33 protein-coding genes and 1 tRNA gene are annotated in these 20582 nt (G+C 69.0%); 18 read left to right on the top strand and 16 right to left on the bottom strand.

Translation table 11 applies throughout. From position 1 onward, the window contains the following. Nucleotides 1-126 precede the first annotated feature (126 nt). From A9O63_RS12470 to A9O63_RS12430, 9 genes are all read right to left on the bottom strand, one after another. Nucleotides 127-648, bottom strand: coding sequence for a hypothetical protein (locus A9O63_RS12470; protein WP_069332228.1), 522 nt, complete (start codon nt 646-648; stop codon nt 127-129). Then, nucleotides 645-1232: a hypothetical protein gene (locus tag A9O63_RS12465; RefSeq protein ID WP_069332227.1), complete on the bottom strand. Its 588-nt coding sequence runs from the start codon at nt 1230-1232 to the stop codon at nt 645-647. Before A9O63_RS12465 ends, A9O63_RS12470 begins: the two co-directional genes overlap by 4 nt. Nucleotides 1233-1441: 209 nt before the next feature. After that, nucleotides 1442-2095: a hypothetical protein gene (locus tag A9O63_RS12460; protein ID WP_002723274.1), complete on the bottom strand. Its 654-nt coding sequence runs from the start codon at nt 2093-2095 to the stop codon at nt 1442-1444. Continuing rightward, entirely contained in the window at nt 2092-2379 is a 288-nt protein-coding gene (locus A9O63_RS12455; protein WP_069332226.1) for a helix-turn-helix domain-containing protein, read from the bottom strand. Before A9O63_RS12455 ends, A9O63_RS12460 begins: the two co-directional genes overlap by 4 nt. After that, a complete protein-coding gene (locus A9O63_RS12450) occupies nt 2376-2843 on the bottom strand; it encodes an NUMOD1 domain-containing DNA-binding protein (RefSeq protein ID WP_069332225.1) in 468 nt (155 codons plus the stop codon). Before A9O63_RS12450 ends, A9O63_RS12455 begins: the two co-directional genes overlap by 4 nt. After that, nucleotides 2840-3358 carry a DUF1937 family protein gene (locus A9O63_RS12445; protein ID WP_069332224.1) on the bottom strand — a complete coding sequence of 173 codons (519 nt, stop codon included), beginning with the start codon at nt 3356-3358 and terminating at the stop codon, nt 2840-2842. Before A9O63_RS12445 ends, A9O63_RS12450 begins: the two co-directional genes overlap by 4 nt. Before the next feature lie 136 nt (nt 3359-3494). After that, the gene (locus tag A9O63_RS23415; protein ID WP_235836979.1) at nt 3495-3647 is read right to left on the bottom strand and encodes a hypothetical protein; all 153 of its coding nucleotides are present in this window, start codon (nt 3645-3647) and stop codon (nt 3495-3497) included. A 104-nt stretch (nt 3648-3751) separates the two neighbouring features. Continuing rightward, nucleotides 3752-4093 carry a hypothetical protein gene (locus A9O63_RS12435; RefSeq protein WP_011339622.1) on the bottom strand — a complete coding sequence of 114 codons (342 nt, stop codon included), beginning with the start codon at nt 4091-4093 and terminating at the stop codon, nt 3752-3754. Beyond that, nucleotides 4093-4329, bottom strand: a complete 237-nt coding sequence (locus A9O63_RS12430) for a hypothetical protein (protein WP_002723287.1) — start codon at nt 4327-4329, stop codon at nt 4093-4095. Before A9O63_RS12430 ends, A9O63_RS12435 begins: the two co-directional genes overlap by 1 nt. On the opposite strand from A9O63_RS12430, the gene A9O63_RS12425 reads away from it, so the two are divergent. From A9O63_RS12425 to A9O63_RS12370, 13 genes are all read left to right on the top strand, one after another. Then, a complete protein-coding gene (locus tag A9O63_RS12425; protein ID WP_041670577.1) occupies nt 4328-5083 on the top strand; it encodes a S24 family peptidase in 756 nt (251 codons plus the stop codon). The two genes, A9O63_RS12430 and A9O63_RS12425, sit on opposite strands and share 2 nt — an antisense overlap. A 355-nt stretch (nt 5084-5438) precedes the next feature. After that, nucleotides 5439-5636 (top strand): hypothetical protein, encoded by a 198-nt coding sequence (locus tag A9O63_RS12420; protein WP_015922990.1) that lies wholly within the window; start codon nt 5439-5441, stop codon nt 5634-5636. Continuing rightward, entirely contained in the window at nt 5633-5965 is a 333-nt protein-coding gene (locus A9O63_RS12415) for a hypothetical protein (RefSeq protein WP_069332222.1), read from the top strand. The genes A9O63_RS12420 and A9O63_RS12415 overlap by 4 nt, the downstream gene beginning before the upstream one ends. Then, a complete protein-coding gene (locus tag A9O63_RS12410; protein ID WP_084295852.1) occupies nt 5965-6360 on the top strand; it encodes a DUF2312 domain-containing protein in 396 nt (131 codons plus the stop codon). The genes A9O63_RS12415 and A9O63_RS12410 overlap by 1 nt, the downstream gene beginning before the upstream one ends. 97 nt (nt 6361-6457) lie before the next feature. Further along, nucleotides 6458-6610 carry a hypothetical protein gene (locus tag A9O63_RS22160; protein ID WP_084295850.1) on the top strand — a complete coding sequence of 51 codons (153 nt, stop codon included), beginning with the start codon at nt 6458-6460 and terminating at the stop codon, nt 6608-6610. A gap of 1 nt (nt 6611) precedes the next feature. Next, nucleotides 6612-6806 (top strand): hypothetical protein, encoded by a 195-nt coding sequence (locus A9O63_RS12405; RefSeq protein WP_084295849.1) that lies wholly within the window; start codon nt 6612-6614, stop codon nt 6804-6806. A gap of 2 nt (nt 6807-6808) precedes the next feature. Further along, nucleotides 6809-7012, top strand: coding sequence for a hypothetical protein (locus tag A9O63_RS12400; protein ID WP_069332220.1), 204 nt, complete (start codon nt 6809-6811; stop codon nt 7010-7012). Nucleotide 7013: 1 nt separating this feature from the next. Beyond that, the gene (locus A9O63_RS12395; protein ID WP_235836978.1) at nt 7014-7292 is read left to right on the top strand and encodes a hypothetical protein; all 279 of its coding nucleotides are present in this window, start codon (nt 7014-7016) and stop codon (nt 7290-7292) included. Next, nucleotides 7285-7548, top strand: a complete 264-nt coding sequence (locus tag A9O63_RS12390) for a hypothetical protein (RefSeq protein WP_069332218.1) — start codon at nt 7285-7287, stop codon at nt 7546-7548. Before A9O63_RS12395 ends, A9O63_RS12390 begins: the two co-directional genes overlap by 8 nt. 230 nt (nt 7549-7778) lie before the next feature. After that, the gene (locus A9O63_RS12380; protein WP_069332217.1) at nt 7779-8033 is read left to right on the top strand and encodes a hypothetical protein; all 255 of its coding nucleotides are present in this window, start codon (nt 7779-7781) and stop codon (nt 8031-8033) included. A 305-nt stretch (nt 8034-8338) separates the two neighbouring features. Continuing rightward, entirely contained in the window at nt 8339-9055 is a 717-nt protein-coding gene (locus A9O63_RS12375) for a hypothetical protein (RefSeq protein WP_069332216.1), read from the top strand. Nucleotides 9056-9143: 88 nt separating this feature from the next. Beyond that, on the top strand, nt 9144-9422 hold the full coding sequence (locus A9O63_RS23720) for a helix-turn-helix domain-containing protein (protein WP_108223440.1): 279 nt from the start codon (nt 9144-9146) through the stop codon (nt 9420-9422). Further along, on the top strand, nt 9314-10297 hold the full coding sequence (locus tag A9O63_RS12370; RefSeq protein WP_412841979.1) for a tyrosine-type recombinase/integrase: 984 nt from the start codon (nt 9314-9316) through the stop codon (nt 10295-10297). The genes A9O63_RS23720 and A9O63_RS12370 overlap by 109 nt, the downstream gene beginning before the upstream one ends. Before the next feature lie 63 nt (nt 10298-10360). On the opposite strand, the gene A9O63_RS12365 is transcribed toward A9O63_RS12370, so the two are convergent. After that, nucleotides 10361-10436 (bottom strand) — tRNA-Val (locus tag A9O63_RS12365). A 195-nt stretch (nt 10437-10631) separates the two neighbouring features. Next, a complete protein-coding gene (locus A9O63_RS23410; protein WP_235836977.1) occupies nt 10632-10805 on the bottom strand; it encodes a hypothetical protein in 174 nt (57 codons plus the stop codon). A 49-nt stretch (nt 10806-10854) separates the two neighbouring features. On the opposite strand from A9O63_RS23410, the gene A9O63_RS23405 reads away from it, so the two are divergent. Then, nucleotides 10855-11124 carry a hypothetical protein gene (locus tag A9O63_RS23405; RefSeq protein ID WP_069332214.1) on the top strand — a complete coding sequence of 90 codons (270 nt, stop codon included), beginning with the start codon at nt 10855-10857 and terminating at the stop codon, nt 11122-11124. 76 nt (nt 11125-11200) lie between these two features. Here A9O63_RS23405 and A9O63_RS12355 read toward each other — a convergent pair whose 3' ends face one another. The 5 genes from A9O63_RS12355 to A9O63_RS12335 form a co-directional block, all read right to left on the bottom strand. Next, nucleotides 11201-11995: a 3-keto-5-aminohexanoate cleavage protein gene (locus A9O63_RS12355; protein ID WP_069332213.1), complete on the bottom strand. Its 795-nt coding sequence runs from the start codon at nt 11993-11995 to the stop codon at nt 11201-11203. A 40-nt stretch (nt 11996-12035) separates the two neighbouring features. Next, a complete protein-coding gene (locus A9O63_RS12350; RefSeq protein ID WP_069332212.1) occupies nt 12036-13364 on the bottom strand; it encodes an aspartate aminotransferase family protein in 1329 nt (442 codons plus the stop codon). 4 nt (nt 13365-13368) lie between these two features. After that, nucleotides 13369-13794, bottom strand: a complete 426-nt coding sequence (locus tag A9O63_RS12345) for a universal stress protein (protein WP_069332211.1) — start codon at nt 13792-13794, stop codon at nt 13369-13371. A gap of 21 nt (nt 13795-13815) precedes the next feature. Beyond that, nucleotides 13816-16449, bottom strand: a complete 2634-nt coding sequence (locus tag A9O63_RS12340; protein ID WP_069332210.1) for a TRAP transporter permease — start codon at nt 16447-16449, stop codon at nt 13816-13818. Nucleotides 16450-16528: 79 nt separating this feature from the next. Next, nucleotides 16529-17503 carry a TAXI family TRAP transporter solute-binding subunit gene (locus A9O63_RS12335; protein WP_069332209.1) on the bottom strand — a complete coding sequence of 325 codons (975 nt, stop codon included), beginning with the start codon at nt 17501-17503 and terminating at the stop codon, nt 16529-16531. Between the two features lie 76 nt (nt 17504-17579). On the opposite strand from A9O63_RS12335, the gene A9O63_RS12330 reads away from it, so the two are divergent. The 4 genes from A9O63_RS12330 to A9O63_RS12315 all read left to right on the top strand — a co-directional run. Next, entirely contained in the window at nt 17580-18512 is a 933-nt protein-coding gene (locus A9O63_RS12330; RefSeq protein WP_235836976.1) for a MurR/RpiR family transcriptional regulator, read from the top strand. 324 nt (nt 18513-18836) lie between these two features. Beyond that, nucleotides 18837-19739 carry a polysaccharide deacetylase family protein gene (locus A9O63_RS12325; RefSeq protein ID WP_069332207.1) on the top strand — a complete coding sequence of 301 codons (903 nt, stop codon included), beginning with the start codon at nt 18837-18839 and terminating at the stop codon, nt 19737-19739. Nucleotides 19740-19760: 21 nt separating this feature from the next. Further along, entirely contained in the window at nt 19761-20054 is a 294-nt protein-coding gene (locus A9O63_RS12320; RefSeq protein WP_069332206.1) for a hypothetical protein, read from the top strand. Further along, the coding region (locus A9O63_RS12315) for a GTP-binding protein (RefSeq protein WP_141703091.1) at nt 20047-20582 on the top strand (536 nt) is incomplete at its 3' end. The genes A9O63_RS12320 and A9O63_RS12315, both read left to right, overlap by 8 nt.

Below are 20582 nucleotides of genomic sequence, written 5' to 3'. Positions count from 1 at the left end.
CGCCCCCAAAACGCAGAACGCCCGGCGAGCGATGCTCCCAGGCGTTCCATTCATGCGATCAGCGCTTTCGCCACGTCTCGCGATGATGCCAATCTGCCGATTTGTTTGGGGCAGGTCAAGTCCCGCTCAGCGCCATGCCTCGCAGAGCGCTTCCAGCCCACGCTGGAGGCGGTCAAGCTGACGGGCCTCGGATCGGCTATCCACACGTCCCGGCATACTGCGGAGCGACCTGTCGTCCAGAACGACATGTTGGATCACCGGTCGGGCGAAGGCCGGGACCTCCTCCCACATCGCGAAGAACTTGCGGCGGCGATCCACCCGCTCGGCCTCGCGGTCCCGCTCGCCCGACGCATCCACGCGAACAAGCGCCGCCAGCGGGTCACGCGCGGGGTTTCCTGCGGACGCCTCGAACAGTTCGGCCGCGATGTTGGCCTGCTCATCCGAGAGCTTGCCCTGCCGGTGGTAGCGCCCGATCCACGTCTCGCGCCGCGTCCGCATCACGCCGTTCGGGTTCACGCGCTTGCCGGTCTTCTCGTCGATCTCGGTCACCTCTTCTATCCGCTTGCCCGCAATCTGCGCAGGCGTCAGCGGCCCGAGATCCCACGGCGCCTTCGCGAGCGTCACCTGCGCCACCTTCACAGCCATCATGCTGCATCCCCTTCCTTGACTTCTTTCTGCCCCCGCCCGGCATCGACCAGCGCGCGGGCCGCATCCCGATCCCGCAGATATTGCTCGAGCCAGCCCCGATCCTCCGGGCTCGCCGTCTCCCGGTCGATCCGGTCGCGGGTCAGCTCGCAGCGCCGCGCGTTCTCCGCCGCCTGCTCCCGGATCCCGCGCATGTCCATGGCCATGGGCGGGCGGGGATGCTTCAGGAGCCAGCGATAGAGCTCGACCAGATGTCCGCCCGCCTCCGCCTTCGGCCCCTCGATCGAGGCGAGCCAGCTGGTCACGATCCGCCGCTCCGCCGCGGGCGGCTCCTGGAGCCCCCGCGCGAACTCGCGGATCACCAGCTCGGACGGCCAGATGCCATCCGGGGCGTTGTCGATCAGCGTCTCGGCCAGCGTCATGAGGTTGTCGTCGCTCATGTAGGCGAGGCGCTCGCAGATCCGCCCCATCGTCGCCTCATGCACCGCCGCGGACACGCCGCGCTTGCGCGCCATCCCGGCCTGCTCGAGCCGATCCACCACCAGCGCCTTCACCCGCGCCCGGTCTTCCGCCTTCGCTCCACTCATGGCCCCGTTCCCTTTCTCAGCACTGCCACGCCTGCCGCTTCGCCAACCGGTTCCGGGCGTTTCGGAACTCTGTTCTGTCTTGTCTCTGTCTTGTCTTATGCGCCGGACAGAATTCGGCCCGATGCGGCCGCTTCCGTCCGGTTCTGTCCGGTTCTGTCCGCATTCTGTCCCGTTCTGTCCCCATTCTGTCCGGCGGACAGAATTAACCGTTACGCACCAATCCCTTGCACGGCGTCGGCCTGCGCCAGCGCATCCGCCTCGAGCGCACGGCGCACCATGTCGCGGGTCCGGTTGCCGGGACAGAACTGGACGAGCCAGCTGTCGATGCGCTCGAGAAGACCCGGATCGGCCGCCATCTTCCGCGTGCCGCCGGCATCGAGGATCTGGTCGGGAAGCCGCGCGAGGCGCTTCCGGCGCCGCCCGGTCTCGCCCTCGACGCGCCGCTTCTCGCGCAGGCTCAGGCTTTCCAGAATGATCTCGACCACGACACTGTGCATGAGGCGCACCTCGCCGTCGCACTGGCAGGGCACCCATTTGTAGAGCGGCGACCAGTCGCGCGAGCGGTAGGATTGCCAGGCCTTCAGGTCGAGCATGAGGAGCGCCGCCAGCTGCACATCGTCATCCGGCAGCGTGCCGACCGGGGTCTGTTTCTGGCTCAGACAGAAGAGGTCGAAGGCGAGGCCGCGCACGTCGGGCGGCGCCGAGAGCCGGAAGCGGCTGTTCAGCCACCGGTCATGGTGCCAGGCCATGAAGAAATGCGTCGTGAGGCGCTGGTTCGGGTCCAGCGGATAGTCCGGCAGGTGCCCGGCCTCGATCAGCCGGGGCGCGGATCCTGCGGGAACGGATCGCGGGTGCGCTGTCATGATGTCCCTCCCCGGCGCCGCTGCTCGCGCTGCAGCGCCGATCTGATGCTGGAATGGTCGCGCCGCAGGACGTTGCCGATCCGGGCCAGCGAGAAGCCCTCGCGACGCGCGATGAAGCAGGCGAGGTCGCGGGCCTCGACGAGCCCCGGAAAGACGCGGGCGCCGGTGATCTCCTGCGGCTCCCAGCCCGTCGCCGCTGCGACCTCGGCGACGATCTCGGTGATCCGGGCGGGATGGCCGCGGGCGCGGATCAGGGCAGCGCGGGCGGCATCTTCGGGCGTCATGCGGCCCTCGTCTCGATGCGGCAGCGCTTCCTGCCGTGATAGGGCCGGTCCACCATCTCGCGCAGATCCATCGCCGCCCGCGTTTCGGCGGCGGCCGCGGCAAGGCGCTGGCGGAGGCGGAACTCGGCCAGCGGCAGCGCGCTCCAGCGGCAGATCCGCCGGCGCCCGAGCTTCATCTGCCGGGCCGCCTTCGTGATGGTGTTGTGCGCCACGCCGAAGGCCTTCTCCATGTCGCGCAGGCTTACACCCGCGCGCCACATCTCGGCGAAGTCCTCGGGCGGCACCCAGCGCGCCCATTCGTTGGGCGCCACCGGCCGCGGGCCGAGCCCGCGCAGCGCGGCCCGCTGCTGGACCGCCTGATAGCTGATGCCGAGCTGGCGCCCGATCTCGGAGATGCTGAGGCTCGGGTCCGCCCACAGCCGCCGCAGCTCGGCCTCGCTGGTGATCCGTCCACGGTGGATCATCGCTCCGGCCCCTCCGCATAGACGAAGACCGAGGTCTGGCGCGCGAGCGCGGCGCGCACCTCGTGCCAGATGCCGAGAGAGCGCGACCAGCCACGGATGTCGGGCACCACGACCGCGGAGCAGCTATCGAGGATCGGGCGGCACCATTCTGCCCAGAGCACGGCATCGAGCGGATCGAGCACGGGCCGTGGATAGAGCGTGGCATGCACCGCCACGCCCGAAAGGGCGACGGGCGAGATCGCCGTCACGCCCACCTGCTGCAGCCGCACGATCTCGCGCCCGGCATCGCCCATGGCCGCAGCCGACATGTCTGCCGACCATCGGCCTTCTGGATCCACGGCGCGCAGGCTGTAGGGCGTGGCGAGATAGACCGGCCGGCCGAGCTTCGCGCGGCGCGCCACCCGCGCCGGGCCGGCGCCGAAATGCAGGAGCCCCGCGTCCCGAGCGGGATGAGCGCGGAGCGCGGTCCAGTCGGGGACGCGGGGCAGCGGCAAGGGGTGCAGGGGCGCGGTCATTGACGCACCGCTCCCGCAGGTCCCTGCCGCGCCGCAGAGGAGGGTCGCGCCGAAAGGAAAAGGCCGGGGGCAGAAGGAGCGAGCGCCCCCGGCTGAGTGGCCGCGACCAAGGCAGGCGCGGGCGCGGCGGCGATATTCATGCGAGGACGGCCCATGTCGCGAGGACGTAAACGAGCGCATAGACGAGCGCGGCCACGATCAGCCACCAGCCGGACGGCAGGCGGCGCTCCCGGGGCTCCGGGCTCTTGTGATGCGCCTCGTAGTGCTCGATCAGGGAAGAATATTTCATGGCTTTTCCTTGCAGACGCCGATGCTTATCCGTCAGGCCCTTGGACGAGGCGCGGCTGGCCCGCACCTCGTAGAAGCGCCTGGTGATGTGCCAGCAGACCCGGATCATGGCTGGCGGCTTTCCATCCGGGAGAAGACCACCTCCGCGCCCGCGATCATCATCACGGCGGTGACGTAGCGGAGGGACGCATCGTGATCCTCGCGCAGCCAGTTGCGCACCTGCCGGGTGCTGACGCCCAGCACGGGGGCTGCGCGCTCGGCCAGTTCAGCCTCGGAGTTGGCCGGAAAGGCCCGGCGCAGCAGGTTGGAGAACCATTTTCGGCTCGTTCTGGCGTGCTCGTCAGAATTGGCAGGATTTTTCCGCATGTTCGCTCCATCTTGTGCCTTGGCGAGAGGCTTTGATGACGAAGCGATTTCATGACGGGCGAAGGGGGCGGCGTAGGTCATCACGCTGCCCCCGTTGCTTCTTCCTGAGAGACCAGCCCATGACCGGTAGCGGTCATCTCGGCGCCCGCCATGTGGGCGCGCAGGCGATCCACAACCTTCATGGTCGGGCTGGACTTGCCGTCCTTCCAGTCCTGCCATTGTCCCCACTTCGCGTTGATGGCCTCGCGCAACAGCTTCTGCGGACTGATCCCGCACGCCGCGCAATGGGCCTCGATGTCTGAGATGAGCTGTTCCATGGCGGGCAATATGGGGGAACTCCCCCATATTGGCAAGGGGAACTTCCCCATGGAACGGAGCCGGGGTATGGGGCACTTTCCCCACATGCAGAAAAAGACCCTGGACGCCTTCGTGCGTGGCCTGCAGATCGTCATGGAGGCTGAGGGCATCAAGATGAAGCCGCTCTCGGTAGCTGCAGGCATGGGCGAGTCTGGCGTGCGAGATCTGATCCGCAACGAGTCGTCGCCCAAGGTCGCCAACGCCTACGCCCTGGCCAGAGAGCTTGGGCGAACGGTCGATGAGATCATTCAGATCGGCATGACGGGAGATCTGAATGCGCGTCCGGCTCACGCGCCCATTGCGGTGGCGGGCTGCGTGGGTGCGGGGGCGCGGGTTGACCTCCTAGACGCCTACGAGAAGGGCGATGGAATGTACCATGTCGCCCGCCCCCCGCAGCTGAAGCCACACGGCATAGTCGCGGTAGAGGTCAAGGGAGAGAGCATGATGCCGCTCTATCGCCCTGGATCGGTGCTCTTCTACACGCGCGCCGCCGCAGAGGGCGTGCCGGTCGAGGCGCTCAACACCCCTTGTGTCTGCGAGGACGCTGACGGAAGGGCATGGCTCAAGGTTGTCAAGGTGGGTAGCCAGGAGGGCACTTTCAGCCTCCTGTCGCTGAACCCGGATGCAGACAACATGCACGGCGTCCGGTTGAAGTGGGCAGCGCCTGTGCTGCTGACGCTTTCGCCCGATTATGTGGAGCGGGTCTACGTCTGATGGCGCTTGGTCGTCAGGCCGTCTGGTTCGCTCCGTGATAAAGCACAATTCACTTTCCGCCCGCCTCCGCGGGTTTCGGAGTGCCCGGCTTTAGCGCCGTCCTGTACCCGCCGGCAGTGGGGCCGATGGGGAGGCCGGCGCGATTCTGCACGTAAATGGGGGTAAATCCCCAGTAGAGCGTTGACATGGGGAAACTCCCCCAATAGCTTCTCGTCAGACGGTCGATCCTTGACCGTGCATTTGACGGGAGACTGCCCATGATCCTCCAGCCGCTGGCTTGGGCCAGCCTGCTCGCCAACGCCAGGGCGCGCCTGTCCCGTTCTGGCAACCGCTGCCACATCGCGGAGGCCCGGCCATGACCGCCACCGCCATCCGCTACCCGGCCTCGACGCCGATTGCCCGTTTCGCCCTCCTCGACCTGACCGAGCCGCAGCTGCGCCGGCTGCTCGCCGCGGCCGAGGCTGGGCTCCCGCAACTCGACACTGCCGATGAGGAGCCCGGGGCCGAGGTCGACACCATTCTCGCCCAGGCGCGGGAGGCGCTCGGGCAATGAAACAGCATCTCCCCCTCTCGCCCCGCGCGCTCAATATGGCCCGCCATCACGCCGAGCACGCGCCGACACCCGAGATCCGCGAGGCCGCCAGCCGGCTCCTGACGGATCACGAACTGGCCATCGCCATGGGCCGCCCGCTGCACCGTGCGGTGCCGCGGCCGACCTTCCGGACGAGCAGGCCCAGCCCGCTCGGGCCGAACCTGACCGGCCTGCTCCTGGGGGCGCTGGCGCTCTTGGGCTTCCTCTTCGTCGCCACCGTCCTCTGGGCCCACGCCACCGACGTCGCCGAGACCATGCGCCAGCAGGCCAACGGCATGCGGGGCATGTGATGGAGGCCGCCCCGCAGCCCGCGCCGCGCGCGCGTCCCGTTCCGATCGAGAGCCTGGGCGCGGCCGATCTCGACCGCATGGCCGCGGCCATCGACAGCGGCCGGATCCGCAAGCCGCCGATGAAGGAGACGCCCGCCGACCGCGCCGTGGCCGAGGCCGCCTATCAGGTCGCGGCCGACGAGCTGCGCCAGTTCATCGAACGCTACGAGCAGCTCGAGGCCGAGAAGAAGGAGATCGGCGGCCAGCAGAAGGAGCTGATGGCCGAGGCGAAGGGCCGGGGCTATGCGCCGAAGATCCTCAGGATGATCGTGGCGCTCCGGAAGCGCACGCCTGACGACATCGCCGAGGAGGAGACCCTCCTCGAGCTCTACAAGGCCGCCCTCGGCATGGCCTGACGCCACCCCGGCGCGGCGGGCAATCCGCGCACCCTCCCTGTCGCAACTCCCCGGCCTCCGGGCCGGGGCCTCTTCCTCCGAGGATACAGGAGCCCCCATGACCCTCATCCCCGCCACCGATCTCCTCCTGCACCAGCTCCATCAGGAGATCGTTTGCCAAGCCCGCCGCCCGCACTGCCGCTGCCTCGGCGCCGACGATTATTGCGCCTGCCATGGCGCCCGCACGGAGGCCGGCCGTGAGCGCGGGTGACATGACGAAGGAGCAATTCATCGAAGCCTTCGTGGCGCGGTGTGTCTCGGTCGCGGGCCCGACCTTCGACGATGGCTCGTCCATTGCCGATTACGCCCGCGAGGTGGCGCCCAGCTACTGGGCCGATGACCACCAGCGTGAGGATGGCCCGGAAGCCTGCGCCGACGCCGACATGTCGTATTGGGGCGAGGACTGACCATGCTTGACCGCGACCAGATCGAAACCTTTGCGCGAGACGAGATCCTCTCCGCCTGGGCCGAAGCCGTCGCCGCCGTGTCCCCGCACCTGCCGGGCGGCCACCCCATGCCCGTTGACCGGATCGGCATCGCCCGGCGGATCGCGCAGCGCCTCGGCTGCACGGCCGAGCGCGTGCACGAGGTGGTGGGGGCGGCCGATGGGTGACATGAGCCAGCACCAGATTGAGCTTGCCCGTCACGCCCTCGGCCTGCCGAACAGGCGCAAGCAGAGCTACCGCAATCATTTCGTCACCGGGCCCGGCGCTCCTGATTACGACGCATGGGAGGCCATGATCGCGGATGGCTTTGCCAGGAAATGCCGTGCCACCGTGCTTTCTGGTGGAGATCCCGTCTTCATCCTCACGCCCAAGGGCGCCACGGCCGCTCTGAAACGCGGCGAGCGGCTGGACCCTGAGGACTTCCCGACGCAGGTTGCCCATGGCTGAGCCAGTCCTCGACCTCTTCGGCTTCCGCAAGCCGCGCCCCCCGCGGCGCGTGATGATTCGCGCCGCCGACGTCGGCCAAGCGCCTGGTCTCAAGCCGGGTTGGCGCACAACGCGGGGCGGGCACTTCGTCTGCCCCCGCTGCGGCCACGATGCGGAATGGCGCTTTGACCTGACAGAAACCGAGATCCGGGCTGGCGTCGCGTGCCCGATCTGCAACCCGCAGCCCGCCGAGGTGGCGCATGCCCATCTGTCCTGACCGGCCGCGCCCCTTCACCTGCGCAATCTGCGGAGAGCGCCGCGAGTACCGCTGGCCCGGACCGGTGCAGTGCTGGCCGGTCGAGCCGGTCTGCCGCTGGTGCGAGCAGACCTTCGGGACCGTCATTCCCGCGCCCGGGGCTTTCCGGGACCGGCGGCTGCTCTCTGTGTTCTCCGCGCTCGCGGAGGCCCTGCACACCGAGGCGGCCCACCAGCACTACAGGAGGCACTATGGAACAGCGTGATTACGCCTCGACCCCCGTAGCCGACAGCCTCGGGCTGCATGGCATGATCTCCGGTCTCGCCGAGGATCTGCGCGACATGCGGGCGGGCAAGATCAGCCCGGCCGATGGGCTCGCCCGCGCCGCCGTGGCGAAGCAGATCTTCAACGGGGTCCGCCTCTATCTGACGGCCGTAAAGACCCTCGAAGCTCCAGCACGGGGCCGGCAGGAGCCCCAGGTGATCGAAGGGCACGCCAATGGCTGATCCTTGGATAATTTGTCCGGCTTTTGAAGCAACCGAAAGTGGTAGCGCTTACTTAACCAATATTGGTGCATACATGCACTATCGAGCAGATAAACTCATCAACTTACTGAACCTCCCACCCGCCCCCGCAGGATCGGCAGCACCCACCTGCGCTACTAGCCTGTGCTTGCGCCCCAGGGCGCGAGGGGTCATCCGCGCCGGACACGCAAGACCTGTAGGTCGTCCGGCCCCCAGGCATAGCAGCCTCCCCACATCCGCGCGCAACGTGTCGCCTGCCGCCTTGCGGTATCTGCCGGAGGTGCAGCATGGCTGACACCCTCCGCATCCTGATCGGCTGTGAGACCTCGGGCGTGATGCGCCGGGCCTTCTCCGCCCGCGGGCATGACGTCTGGTCCTGCGACCTGCTGCCGGCCGAGGATCGGTCGAACCGTCATATCATCGGCGACGTTCGCGACCATCTGGCCGACGGCTGGGACCTGCTGGTCGTGGCGCACCCGCCCTGCACGCGGCTCTGCAACAGCGGCGTCCGGTGGCTGCATGAGCCCTCGAAGCGCCTCCCCGAGACCTATGCCGCGGCGGAGCGCGAGGCTTTCGCCCGGATGGGTCGCGAGGAGCGGCTGGCCTTCCTGTGGGCCGACCTCGACCGCGGGGCGGCGCTGTTTGCGGCCTGCTGGCAGGCGCCGGTGCCGCGCGTGGCGGTCGAGAACCCGGTGATGAACCCACATGCCCGGGCCCGCCTGCCGGCGGATCTGCCGCGCCCACAGACAGTGCAGCCGTGGTGGTTTGGAGAGCCCTTCTTCAAGGCGACCAGCTTCTATCTGCGCGGCCTGCCGCGGCTCGCCGCCACCAACCGACTGACGCCGCCGCGGCCCGGCACGCCCGAGCACAAGCGCTGGTCGGCCGTCCACCGCGCGCCGCCGGGGCCCGACCGCTGGAAATTCCGCAGCCGCACCTTCGAGGGCGTGGCCGAGGCCTGCGCCGATCAGTGGAGCGGATGGGCCGCAGAGGAGGCCGTGGCGTGATCCTACCGTGGGATCGGTCCGTGGCCGCTGGAGCTGTCGAGATCACGATGAGGGACATGGCGCGGATGCGCCGGGAAAGGAGGCAGGCATGAGCGACGCGAGGCCCTTCACCCCTGACATGCTGGCGGACCGCTGGGGCTGCTCGGCCGAGACCGTGCGCCAGCTGGTCAAGTCCGGCCGCTTGTCCGGGTTCAGGGTGGGACGCATGATCCGAATCCCAGCACGATCAGTGGAGGACTACGAATGCGCGAGTATCGGATCGGCCGCCTCAACGGGCGGTTCGTCGTCTCATGGTGGGAGGATGGAGCCCGAAGGCGCTATCGTCTTGACGCACGCACGCGAGCGGAAGCCGAGGTCGAGGCGCTAGACCGGATCCGCAGGGAGACCCTGCCCGCCGGGGCGACGACCGTCCGAGACCTGTGGGCGGCCTATCTTGCCGATCGCAAGGGCCGCCCGGTCGAGCGCAACATGCGGTCCAGCGGCAACGCCGTCCTGCCGCATTTCGGCGCGCTGCGGCCCGATCAGATCACGCCGGAAGCCTGCCGGAGCTACACCAAGGCGCGGCGCAAGACGGTCTCCGTCGGCACCGTCTGGACGGAACTCGGCCACCTGAGGACATGTCTGCTCTGGGCGGCCAAGCGCGGCCTGATCCAGGTGGCGCCGCACATCGAGAGGCCAGCCAAGCCGGCGCCGCGCGACCGCTATCTGACGCACGCCGAGGTTTCGAGGCTGATGGAGGCCGAATGCGAGCCCCACATCAAGCTGGCGATCACCGCCCTGCTGACGACGGCGGCTCGCGTCGGAGCGGTGCTGGAGCTGACGTGGGATCGGGTTGACCTCGAGCGTGGGCAGATCCGGCTGCGGGTCGATGCCGAGGGGCCTCGCAAAGGCCGGGCGACCGTGCCGATCAACAACACACTCCGCGCCGCGCTGACATCCGCCCGTGCGGCCGCGCTCTCTGACCATGTGATCGAGTGGGCGGGCGGGCCGGTCAAGTGCATCCGCAAGGGCTTCCTGCGGGCGGTTTCCAATGCCGGCCTGTCGGACGTGACCCTGCACACCTTGCGCCACACGGCCGCGGTCCACATGGCCGAGGCCGGCGTGCCCATGGACGAGATCAGCCAGTATCTCGGCCACTCGAACGTGCAGATCACCTCCAGCGTCTATGCGCGATTCTCTCCGCAGCATCTGCGGAAGGCCGCGGATGCGCTGGAGTTCGGGGCTCTGCGGGTCGTGAAATGACCGCGCGTAGGTTCAATGAACCCGAGCGCGTCTCGCACTTCCAGAAAAAACCGTGTGTTTTCATGGTGGGTGGTGAGGGGCTCGAACCCCCGACATCCTCGGTGTAAACGAGACGCTCTACCAACTGAGCTAACCACCCATCGCCTGCCCTCTACCCCAGCCGGAGGCCGGTCCGCAAGCGGGCAACGTCCGATCGCAGCCCGAGCGTCCCCAATGCGCGGTCGAGGGAGTGAAGTACCCCGCACCCCGGCGCTTCCGGCGAGGAGCAAGCAGTGTGACGATCATGACCCGATCAAGCGGCGGACGACGCATCGGCAGCCCTTGCCCGCGTGCGTCAGGGTCCTTTGCAACTGTCCACGACAGAGCGCAGGTCTGAGGCCCGCTGCAGGACCTCGGGCGCCTTCAGCCGCGCGAGGGCCCGGGCGAAGAAATCCGCCTCGCCCATCTGCCCACCCTTCAGCGAAAGCGGCATCGAGCGCGCGCCGAGCCGGGCCGCGAGGATCGGCACGCCCGCACATATGTCGCCCGCATGGTCGGGCCAGTCCGGCGCAAGAGCGATGACGATCGCGCTCGACGTATCGCCGCGCCACCACGAGCCCGGCCGCCGGCCCGGCCGCGAGGAGGCTCGCAAGCCGGTAGAGCGTCTGATAGGCCCGCACGCCCAGCCCGATACGCGGCGGATGCTCGAGGAAGGGACGATGATGGCGGTTCTCACCCAGCGCAACGGGACGCTGATGGAGGTGCTGCTCTACCAACTCCTTGCAAGCGCGCCGCCGCCGCCGCTGTCGATGCAGATTATCTTCCCGACCAACCTGCCCCGCGGATGAGCGGAGAGGCTGCGGGCCTTTCCCGGAGCAGCTCCCGGCAGGGCGGGGTCAACTCGCGACCGTCTCCCCGCGCGCGCTACGCCCCTGCGCGGGTCCCCTGTCCCGCAGCCTCGAGCGCCGCCACCAGCTCGGCCACGCGCGCGGCATTGTCGGGGGCGGGCGCCCCGTCGGCCTGCAGGAGGTTGTTCTCGAAGCCGATCCGCATCTTGCCGCCCGTCCGGCTCGCGGCCACGAGACAGTCGGTCTCGCGCGGGCCGAAGGCGCAGATGGCCCAGTCCGCCTCGGGCAGGAGGTCGCGCAGGCGCTGCACCGGCGCCTCGAGATCCTCGGGAGCCGAGCGCTGGCCCGCCGTGTAGCGGCCCAGCACGATCAGCACCGCAAGCTCGGCCTCCGGCACGGTGCCGTCCGCCACGGCGGCCGCGAGCCCGGCAATGTCGGTCTGGTCGTAGAGGATGTGCTGGACGTGGCAGCCCGCCTCGGCGCAGAAGGCGAAGAAGCGGCGGGTCAGCCGCGGATCGGGCTCGGCCGAGATCTCGCGGAAGGCGATCGAGACGGAGGCCGGACGCAGCCGCTCGACCAGCGCCCGCTGCTCGGCCGGCGTGTAGCGCCCCACCGCCTCGGTCGTGACCTGAACGGGAAAGCCCGGCGCCGCGCGGTCGAGCTCTGCCAGAAGCTCGGCATAGAGGCCCGCATCGAGCACATGCCGCCCCTCGGCATCGCGGACATGGGCATGAAGCCCGTCCGCCCCCGCCGCCCGTCCGGCGCGGGCCGCCGCGACGATCTCGGGGATCGTCACCGGCAGGGCGGGATGATCGGCCTTGCTGAGCCGCGCGCCGTTCGGCGCCAGCATGATCCGGGGCAGCGCCGCCATCAGCCGCGCCGCCCCGAGACCGACGCCCGGCCGCGCCCCTTCATGCCGCGAGGGCGCGGTCGAGCGCGCCCGAAAGCTTGTCCACCAGCTCCTCGAGTTCGGTGTCGGAGATGATGAAGGGCGGCGCGAGCAGGATATGGTCGCCCCGCACCCCGTCGAGGGTGCCCCCCATCGGATAGCAGATGAGGCCGCCTGCGAAGGCCTCGGCCTTGATCCGGGCATGGAGCTTCCGCGCCGGATCGAACGGCTCCTTCGTCTCGCGGTCGGCCACCAGCTCGATGCCGCGGAAGAGACCGCGGCCGCGGATGTCGCCCACATGCGGATGCTGGCCCAGCCGCTCGTGCAGGAGCGCCTCGAGCCGCGCCCCCTGCCGCCGGACCGCCGACAGGAGATCGCGCCCCTCGATCTCGTCCAGCACCGCATTGGCCGCGGCGGCGGCCATGGCATGTCCCATGTAGGTGTGGCCGTGCTGGAAGAAGCCCGAGCCCGCGGCGATGGCGTCGTAGATGCGGCCCTGAACCAGAAGCGCGCCGATGGGCTGGTAGCCCGCGCCGAGACCCTTGGCGATGGTGATCATGTCGGGCGCCACGCCATCTTCGGCGCAGGCGAAGAGATGGCCTGTCCGGCCCATCCCGCACATGACCTCATCGAGGATCAGCAGCACCCCGTGCCGGTCGCAGATCTCGCGGATGCGTTTGAGATAGCCCGGCACGGCCGGCACCGCACCCGCCGTGGCCCCCACCACCGGCTCGGCCACGAAGGCCATCACCGTCTCGGGACCGAGACGCCGGATCTCGGCGTCCAGCTCGTCGGCCACGCGCAGGCCGTAGGCTTCGAGGCTCTCGTCCTCGGCCCGGCCGCGATATTCGTAGCAGGGCGAGACATGCGAGGTCTCGACGAGAAGCGGCGCGAACTGCGCGCGGCGCCATTCGTTGCCGCCCGCGGCCAGCGCGCCGAGCGTATTGCCGTGGTAGCTCTGGCGGCGCGCGATCACCCGGTGCCGGCCGGGCTGGCCCACCTCCATGAAATACTGCCGCGCGAGCTTCAGCGCCGCCTCGACCGCCTCGGATCCGCCCGAGACGAGATAGACCCGCTCGATCCCCTCGGGGGCCGCGGCCGCCAGCCGGTCGGCCAGACGCTCGGCCGGCTCGGAGGTGAAGAAGCCGGTATGGGCGAAGGCCAGCCGGTCGAGCTGGTCGTGGAGCGCCGCGCGCACCGCCTCGTTGGAATGGCCGAGGCAGGAGACCGCCGCCCCGCCCGACCCGTCGAGATAGCGCCGGCCCTCGGCATCGAGGATGTAGCAGCCCTCGCCGGCCGCGGCGATGGGAAGGCTGCCCCGGGTGGAGCGGCCGAAGATATGTCCGGGCATCGGATCAGTTCCTTACGACATAGACGGACTGTCGGGCGTGACGCACCACGCGCGCCGCGTTCGGGCCCAGAAGGTAGTCGCTGAACTCGGGCCGGTGCGCGCCGATCACGATCAGATCGACCTCGAGCTTGCCCGCCGCGCGCAGGATCTCGTCATAGATCGTGCCGTGCAGCACATGGGGATGGACCGCCACCCCCTCGGGCACGTTATCGGCCACCCAGGCCGACAGCGCCTTGCCCAGAGCCTTGAGCGCCTCCTGCTCGTAGCCCTGCCGGAAGAAGCCCGAGACCTGCGCATAGCCGTAGTCCGGCAGGACAGCCACGACATGCAGCGTGCCTTCGGGGTCAAGCAGTTTCAGCGCCTCGTTCAAGGCCGCGGCGGGGGCCGTGGGATTGCCCAGGTCGATGGGCAGCAGGATGGTTCGGGCCATGGTCTCCTCCTTGATGCGCGCTCAGAAGGCGGGCTTGGTCTGCCGCCGCCGCTGGAGCGCGATGACGAGCCCCAGAAGCAGCAGCGCCGGAATGTAGAAGAGCTGCTTCGGCGGCCGGTGCGCGGGGCTCTGCAGCGACGAGACCTCGACGCGCTCGGTGCCGTAGAAGTCGAAGCCCTGCAGCTTCTGCTGGTAGTCGGTGCCGAACATCGGCTCGTCCATGTAGAGCCGCCCCTCTTCGGGCAGCAGGAGAAGCCCTGCCGCCTCGGCGCGTCCCGTGGCCGGCGCCTCGTCCTCGACCGTGTGGACCACGGTCAATTGCGTGGGCCGGCCGGTCGCGAAGTCCGGGCCCTGCACCACGAAGCGCACCGTCTCGCCGGGTTCGGCCGCATCGAAAGCCTGGGCAAGCTCGGTGGGCGGGCGCTCCTCGAAGCGCGGCAGGATCCGGTCGAGCCAGAAGCCCGGCACGAAGAGCGTGAAGGCCACGAGAAGGAGCGCCGCGCTCTCCCACAGCCGCGAGGGCGCGAGGAAGTAGCCTTGCGTCGCGGCGGCAAAGAGGAGCATCGCCACCGTCGCCACCGTGAAGACGCCCACCGCCTGCAGGATGCCCGCCCATGTCCCCAGATCGACGCCATAGAGGATCAGCGTCGGGTTGTAGATGAAGAGGAAGGGCAGCGCCGCGGTCCGCAGCGAGTAGAAGAAGGCGGTGATCCCGGTGCGGATCGGATCGCCCCCCGAGACGGCAGCGGCAGCGAAGCTTGCAAGGCCCACGGGCGGGGTCACGTCGGCCATGATGCCGAAATAGAAGACGAAGAGATGCGCCGCGATCAGCGGCACGATCAGCCCCTCCTGCGCGCCGAGCGAGACCACCACCGAGGCCATCAGCGAGGAGACCACGATGTAGTTGGCCGTCGTGGGCAGCCCCATCCCGAGGATCAGCGAGAAGAGGCCCACGAGGATCAGCATGATGAAGAGGTTGCCGCCCGCCAGCATCTCGACGAGGCCGGCCAGTTCGGTGCCGATCGGGGTCTTGGTCACGGTGGCCACGATGATGCCCGCCGCCGCGGTGGCGACGCCGATGCCGATCATGTTGCGCGCGCCCGCGATCATGCCCTCGATCAGGTCGCCGAAGCCCGCGCCGAAGGCCTGCCCCACATCCTCGCCGCGGAACAGCGCCTTCAGCGGCCGCTGGGTCACGATGATGAAGATCATGACCGCCACGGCGTAGAAGGCCGACTTGCCGGGCGACTGCATCTCGATCATCAGGAACCAGACGAGGACGAGGATCGGCAGCAGGTAATGCAGGCCGGTCGGGAAGACCTCGGCCACCGAGGGGAGCCGGATCTGGCGCGCGTTCGGATCGTCGAGCGCGAGATCGGGCCGGCGCGCCGAGACGCGCACCGTCAGGACATAGGCCAGGCCCAGCGCAGCCATCACGATCCAGTCCGAGATCCCGGGCGCAGCCCCGCGCAGCGCCTGGATGGCCCAGACGAGGCCGGTGAAGACGGCGCCCGTCACCACGAAACCCACCGCGAGTTTCGCGAACATGCGCCCGAGGTTGGCCGCCGGCCCGAGGGCGGGCATGTCCTGTTTCAGCGCCTCGAGATGCACGATGTAGACCAGCGCGATGTAGGAGATCACGGCCGGGATGAAGGCGTGCTTGATGACCTCGACGTAGGAGATGCCCACGAACTCGACCATGAGGAAGGCGGCCGCCCCCATCACCGGCGGCATGATCTGCCCGTTGACCGACGAGGCCACCTCGACCGCGCCCGCCTTCTCCGACGTGAAGCCCACCCGCTTCATGAGGGGGATGGTGAAGGTCCCCGTCGTCACCACGTTGGCGATGGAGGAGCCGGAGATGAGGCCCGTCATGGCCGAGCCCACGACGGCAGCCTTGGCAGGTCCGCCACGCAGCGCGCCCAGACCCGCGAAGGCCAGCTGGATGAAGTAGTTGCCGGCTCCCGCCTTGTCGAGCAGCGCGCCGAACAGGACGAAGAGGAAGACGAAGGCCGTCGAGACGCCGAGCGGGATGCCGAACACGCCGTTGGTGTCGAGCCACTGCGCATTCACGATCGAGGTGAAGGAGAGGCCCGAATGGGCGATGATGTCGGGGATGAGCCAGCCCTGCCCCACCCAGGCGTAGAGCAGGAAGATCGCCCCCACCACGGTCAGCGCCGGGCCGAGCGCGCGGCGCGAGGCCTCGAGGAGGAGCACGATCCCCACCGCGCCCACGACGATCTGGGTCTGGGTCGGCAGGCCCGCGCGCGCGGTCGCGGCCAGCTCGCGCGAATAGAGGAAGACGTAGAAGGCGCAGCCCGCACCCGCGATGGCCAGCACCCAGTCGAAAATCGGCACCCGGTCGCGCGGCGAGCTCTTCAGCGCCGGATAGGCGAGGAAGGCCAGAAGGATGGCGAAGGTCAGGTGAATGGGCCGGGTCTGCGACGAATTCAGCACGGGCAGATACTGGCCGAACCAGAGTTGCGGCTGCGCGATCCAGAGCTGGAACAGCGACCACAGGAACGCCGTCGCCGCGATCAGGATCGCGACGGTGCGGCTGGAGGGATTTCGTCCGCCGCTGTCGGTGCTCGCGACGAGATCCTGAAGCTCCTCGTCGGTGAAGCTGCGGCTTTTCGGCTGGGTCTCGTCGGTCATGCATCCCTCCTGCGCGAAGGGCCGCCGCAGCGACAGCTTGCGGCGGCCCGAAAATCCCCGCCCCGTCAGGGGCGCCGGATCACTTGATGAGGCCGGCCTCGCGGAAATACTTCTCCGCGCCCGGATGCAGAGGGGCCGAGAGGCCGTCGCTCACCATTTCCGAAGGCTCGAGCTCGGCGAAGGCCGGGTGCAGGCTGCGGAACTGGTCGATGTCCGAGAAGACCGCCTTGACCAGCGCATAGACCACGTCGTCCGGCGTGTTGGCCGAGGTCACGAGCGTGGCACCCACGCCGAAGGTCTGGGTGGGTTCGGCATTGCCGCGATACATGCCGCCCGGAATGGTGGCCTTGCGGTAGTAGGGGTTCGCCTCCACCAGCTTGTCGACGCTCTCGCCCGCGACATTGACCAGCACCGCCTCGCAGGCGGTGGTGGCTTCCTGGATCGAGCCCGACGGGTGACCCACGGTATAGACCATCGCGTCGATGTTGTTGTCGCAGAGCGCCTGGCTCTGTTCGCCGGCCTGCAGCTCGGACGTCAGGGTGAAGTCACCCATCGTCCAGCCGAGTTCCTTCATCAGCACTTCCATCGTGTCGCGCTGGCCCGAACCCGGGTTGCCCACGTTCACGCGCTTGCCCTTCAGATCCTCAAAGTTGGCGATGCCGGCATCGGCGCGGGCCACCACGGTGAAGGGCTCGGGATGCAGCGAGAAGACCGAGCGCAGCTCAGGATAGGCGCCCTGAACGGCGAAGGTGCCCTCGCCCTCGTAGGCCTTGTATTGCACGTCCGACTGGGCCACGCCGAAGTCGAGCTCGCCCGAACGCACGGCGTTGACGTTGTAGACCGACCCCCCGGTGCTTTCGACGGCGCAGCGGATCCCGTGCTCGGCGCGGTCGCGCGACATCATCCGGCAGATTGCGCCGCCCGTGGGATAGTAGACGCCGGTCACGGCACCCGTGCCGATGGAGATGAAATTGTCCTGCGCGAGGGCCGGCGCCGCCAGTATGGCCAGCGCCCCCGCAAGCGCGCCCGCCAGAGCAGGTTTCCCTGTTCTCATGTCTCGTTCCTCCTGTTGGTCTTGGCCTCGGATGGGGTAATGCATTTGTGATATTTCCCGGCCAAGGACAATGCAATTGAATTGTCTTGCCGCAGGACCGGCCTATGGTAGCGTCCGCTCGATCCAACGGAATGCCGAACCGCCCGCCATGCAGCAGGAGACCGAGATCCGAGAGGCGCTGGCGCGTGTCGCGGCGGGCGACGCGCCGATCCTCCGGGGCTTCGCGGTCTGGCTGCTCGACAATCTCTCGGCGGTGGCCTTCAACTCGATCCGCAGCCTCGCGGCCCTTGCCGGCACCAACCCCAACACGGTGACGCGGCTCGCGCGCGAGATCGGCTTCGACGGCTACGACAGTTTCCGCTCGGCGGTGCAGCAGGTCGTGCAGCGCCGCAACATCCGCTACGGCGAGCGGGCCGAGGCGCTGCGCCACCGGTCGGAGGCCGACATCTGGGGCGAGGCGCTGGCCGCCAACCTCGGCAATATCGAGACGCTCTTCTCGGCCGAGGGCATGGAGCTGCTCGAAAGCTGCGTCGAGCCGCTGCTTGCTGCGCGCCGCGTCCATACGATCGGCGTCAGGAGCTGCTTCGGGCTCGCCCATTACTTCTCCTATGTCGGTGGGCGGGCCTTCGCGAACTTCATCGAGGTGCCGGTGACGCCGGGCGCCATCCTCGATCAGGTCGCCTCGGCCACGCCCGAGGATATCGTGGTCGCCATCACCTACGAGCATTATTCGGCCGAGGTGGTCCGCGCCTGTCATGTCGCGCGCAGCTGCGGGGCGCGGATCCTCGCCCTGACCGACAGCCATTCCGCGCCGGTGGCCGAGGGCGCCTGGAAGGTGGTGCGCCTGCCCATGGCCGGGCCGCAGATCCTGCCGTCGCTGACGGCGGCCTATATCGCGCTCGAGCTTCTCCTGTCGGCCATGGCCGCGCGCTCGCCCGATGCCGCGGCGCGCCTTCTGGGCTTCGAGGCGCGGATGGAGCGGTTCGGCGGCTATGTCCGCCACCGCTGAAAGCCTTCCGTGACGCGGCGCCGGCTGCGGGCGGCCATGATCGCGCGCCATGAAACGGCCCGTCCCCTTGCCTCGCGCATCCGCCGAGCGGCCCCTCCCGAAGGCTGCCCCATGGGCCGGCGCAGCCTGCAACCGATGTCCCTGTGGCGGGGCTCTCCGGAATTTGTGCGTTGCTTTGCAAGGACCTCACGCTAGCCTGATCGGAAGGCCCGCACGGCAGGAACGGGCATGCGCCAGACCCTGCGGCACCGCTCGGGTGCCTCGCTCCCGGGCGGTCTGCCGCCTTCCCCCCACGCGGCCCTGCCGCCCAGACAAGGAGATCCCATGGCCAAGAAGATCTACTGCGCCTTCGGCACCGACATCGACTCGGTGGCGGGCTGGATCGGTTCCTACGGCGGCGGCGACAGCCCCTCGGACATCCAGCGCGGCATCTTCGCCACCGAAGTGGGCATCCCGCGCCTGCTGCGGCTGTTCAGGAAATACGACCTGCGCACGAGCTTCTTCATCCCCGGTCATTCGCTCGAGACCTTCCCGGACCAGATGAAGATGATCGTGGATCACGGCCACGAGATCGGCGCCCACGGCTATCTGCACGAGAACCCCGTCGCCATGACCGCGCAGCAGGAAGAGGATGTGCTGGTCAAGTCGATCGAGCTGATCGACAAGCTCTCGGGCCGCGCGCCGCGCGGCTATGTGGCCCCCTGGTGGGAGATGTCGGCCTCGACCGCGGCCCTGCTGAAGAAATACGATTTCAGCTACGACCACAGCCAGGGCTACCGCGACTTCCAGCCCTTCTATGCCCGCGTCGGCGACGAATGGAATGTCATCGACTACACCAAGCAGGCGCGCGACTGGATGCATCCGCTGAAGCACGGGCACGAGATCGACCTCGTGGACATCGCGGCCAACTGGTATGTCGACGACCTGCCCCCGATGATGTTCATGAAGAAGGCGCCGAACAGCCACGGCTTCGTCAATCCGCGCGATATCGAGGAGATGTGGCGCGACCAGTTCGACTGGGTCTATCGCGAGATGGATTATGCCGTCTTCGCCTTCACCATCCACCCGGACGTGTCGGGCCGGCCGCAGGTGCTGCTGATGCTCGAGCGGCTGCTCGAATATATCAACGGCCACGAGGGCGTCGAATGGGCGACCTTCGAGGAGATCGCCGACGACTTCCGCGCCCGCTATCCGTTCGAGGGCAAGGAACGGCCCGAGGTCATCTGAAACCGGAGCGGAGGCCCGACCATGTGCAGCGCCTGCGGCTTTCCCGCAGCCCCCGGACACTGGACCGACGCCGGGGCCGCGACCCCCGGCGACCGGCTGCGCCTCCGCTTCACCCGGGTTGCGGCTGTCAACCGGCTGCTGGCGCCTTACGGGCTCAAGGCCCACGACGACGGGGCGACGCCGGGCCTTCAGCTCTTCGCAGCCGACGGCCGGCGCGAGCTGGTGGCCGATCTCGAGGCGCTGTGGGCTGCGGCGGGACGCATGGCCGGCGCGGCGATCGACCCGCTCTCGCCGCGCGCGCTCGGCGATGACTGAGGCGCGGCGGGACGGGCGGCTGCCGCTCACGCTCGTCGGAGGCTTCCTCGGCGCGGGCAAGAGCACCTGGCTGCGCCATCAGCTCCATGCCGGGCGCTTCGCCCGCCATCATCTGCTGGTGAACGAGGCGGCGGAGACGCCGGTGGACAATCTCCTGCTGGGCGGAGCCGCGCGGCTGACGCTGCTCGCCGGGGGCTGCGCCTGCTGCGAGGGTCAGGCGCAGCTGCGCGCCGCGCTGCGCGCGATCTGCGAGACCGAAAGCGGCCCGGAGGCGGGCGGGATCGAGGGGATCCTGCTCGAGACCTCGGGGCTGGCCGATCCGGGGGCCATCGCGGCCATGCTCGCGGCCGATCCGGTGCTGGTGCGCAGGCTGGCGCTGGCGGAGACGCTGGTTCTGGTCGATGCGGCCCATGGGACGGCACAGCTGGCCACCGAGCCGCTCGCCCGCGCGCAGATCGAGGCGGCGGGGCGGCTCGTGCTGACGAAGCCCGCCGCGGCGCCGGATCTGGCGCGGCTCGCAGCCACGCT

This window comes from Cereibacter johrii (assembly GCF_001720585.1).
Classification (GTDB): domain Bacteria; phylum Pseudomonadota; class Alphaproteobacteria; order Rhodobacterales; family Rhodobacteraceae; genus Cereibacter_A; species Cereibacter_A johrii.
This window is presented reverse-complemented; position numbering and strand designations above follow the sequence as displayed.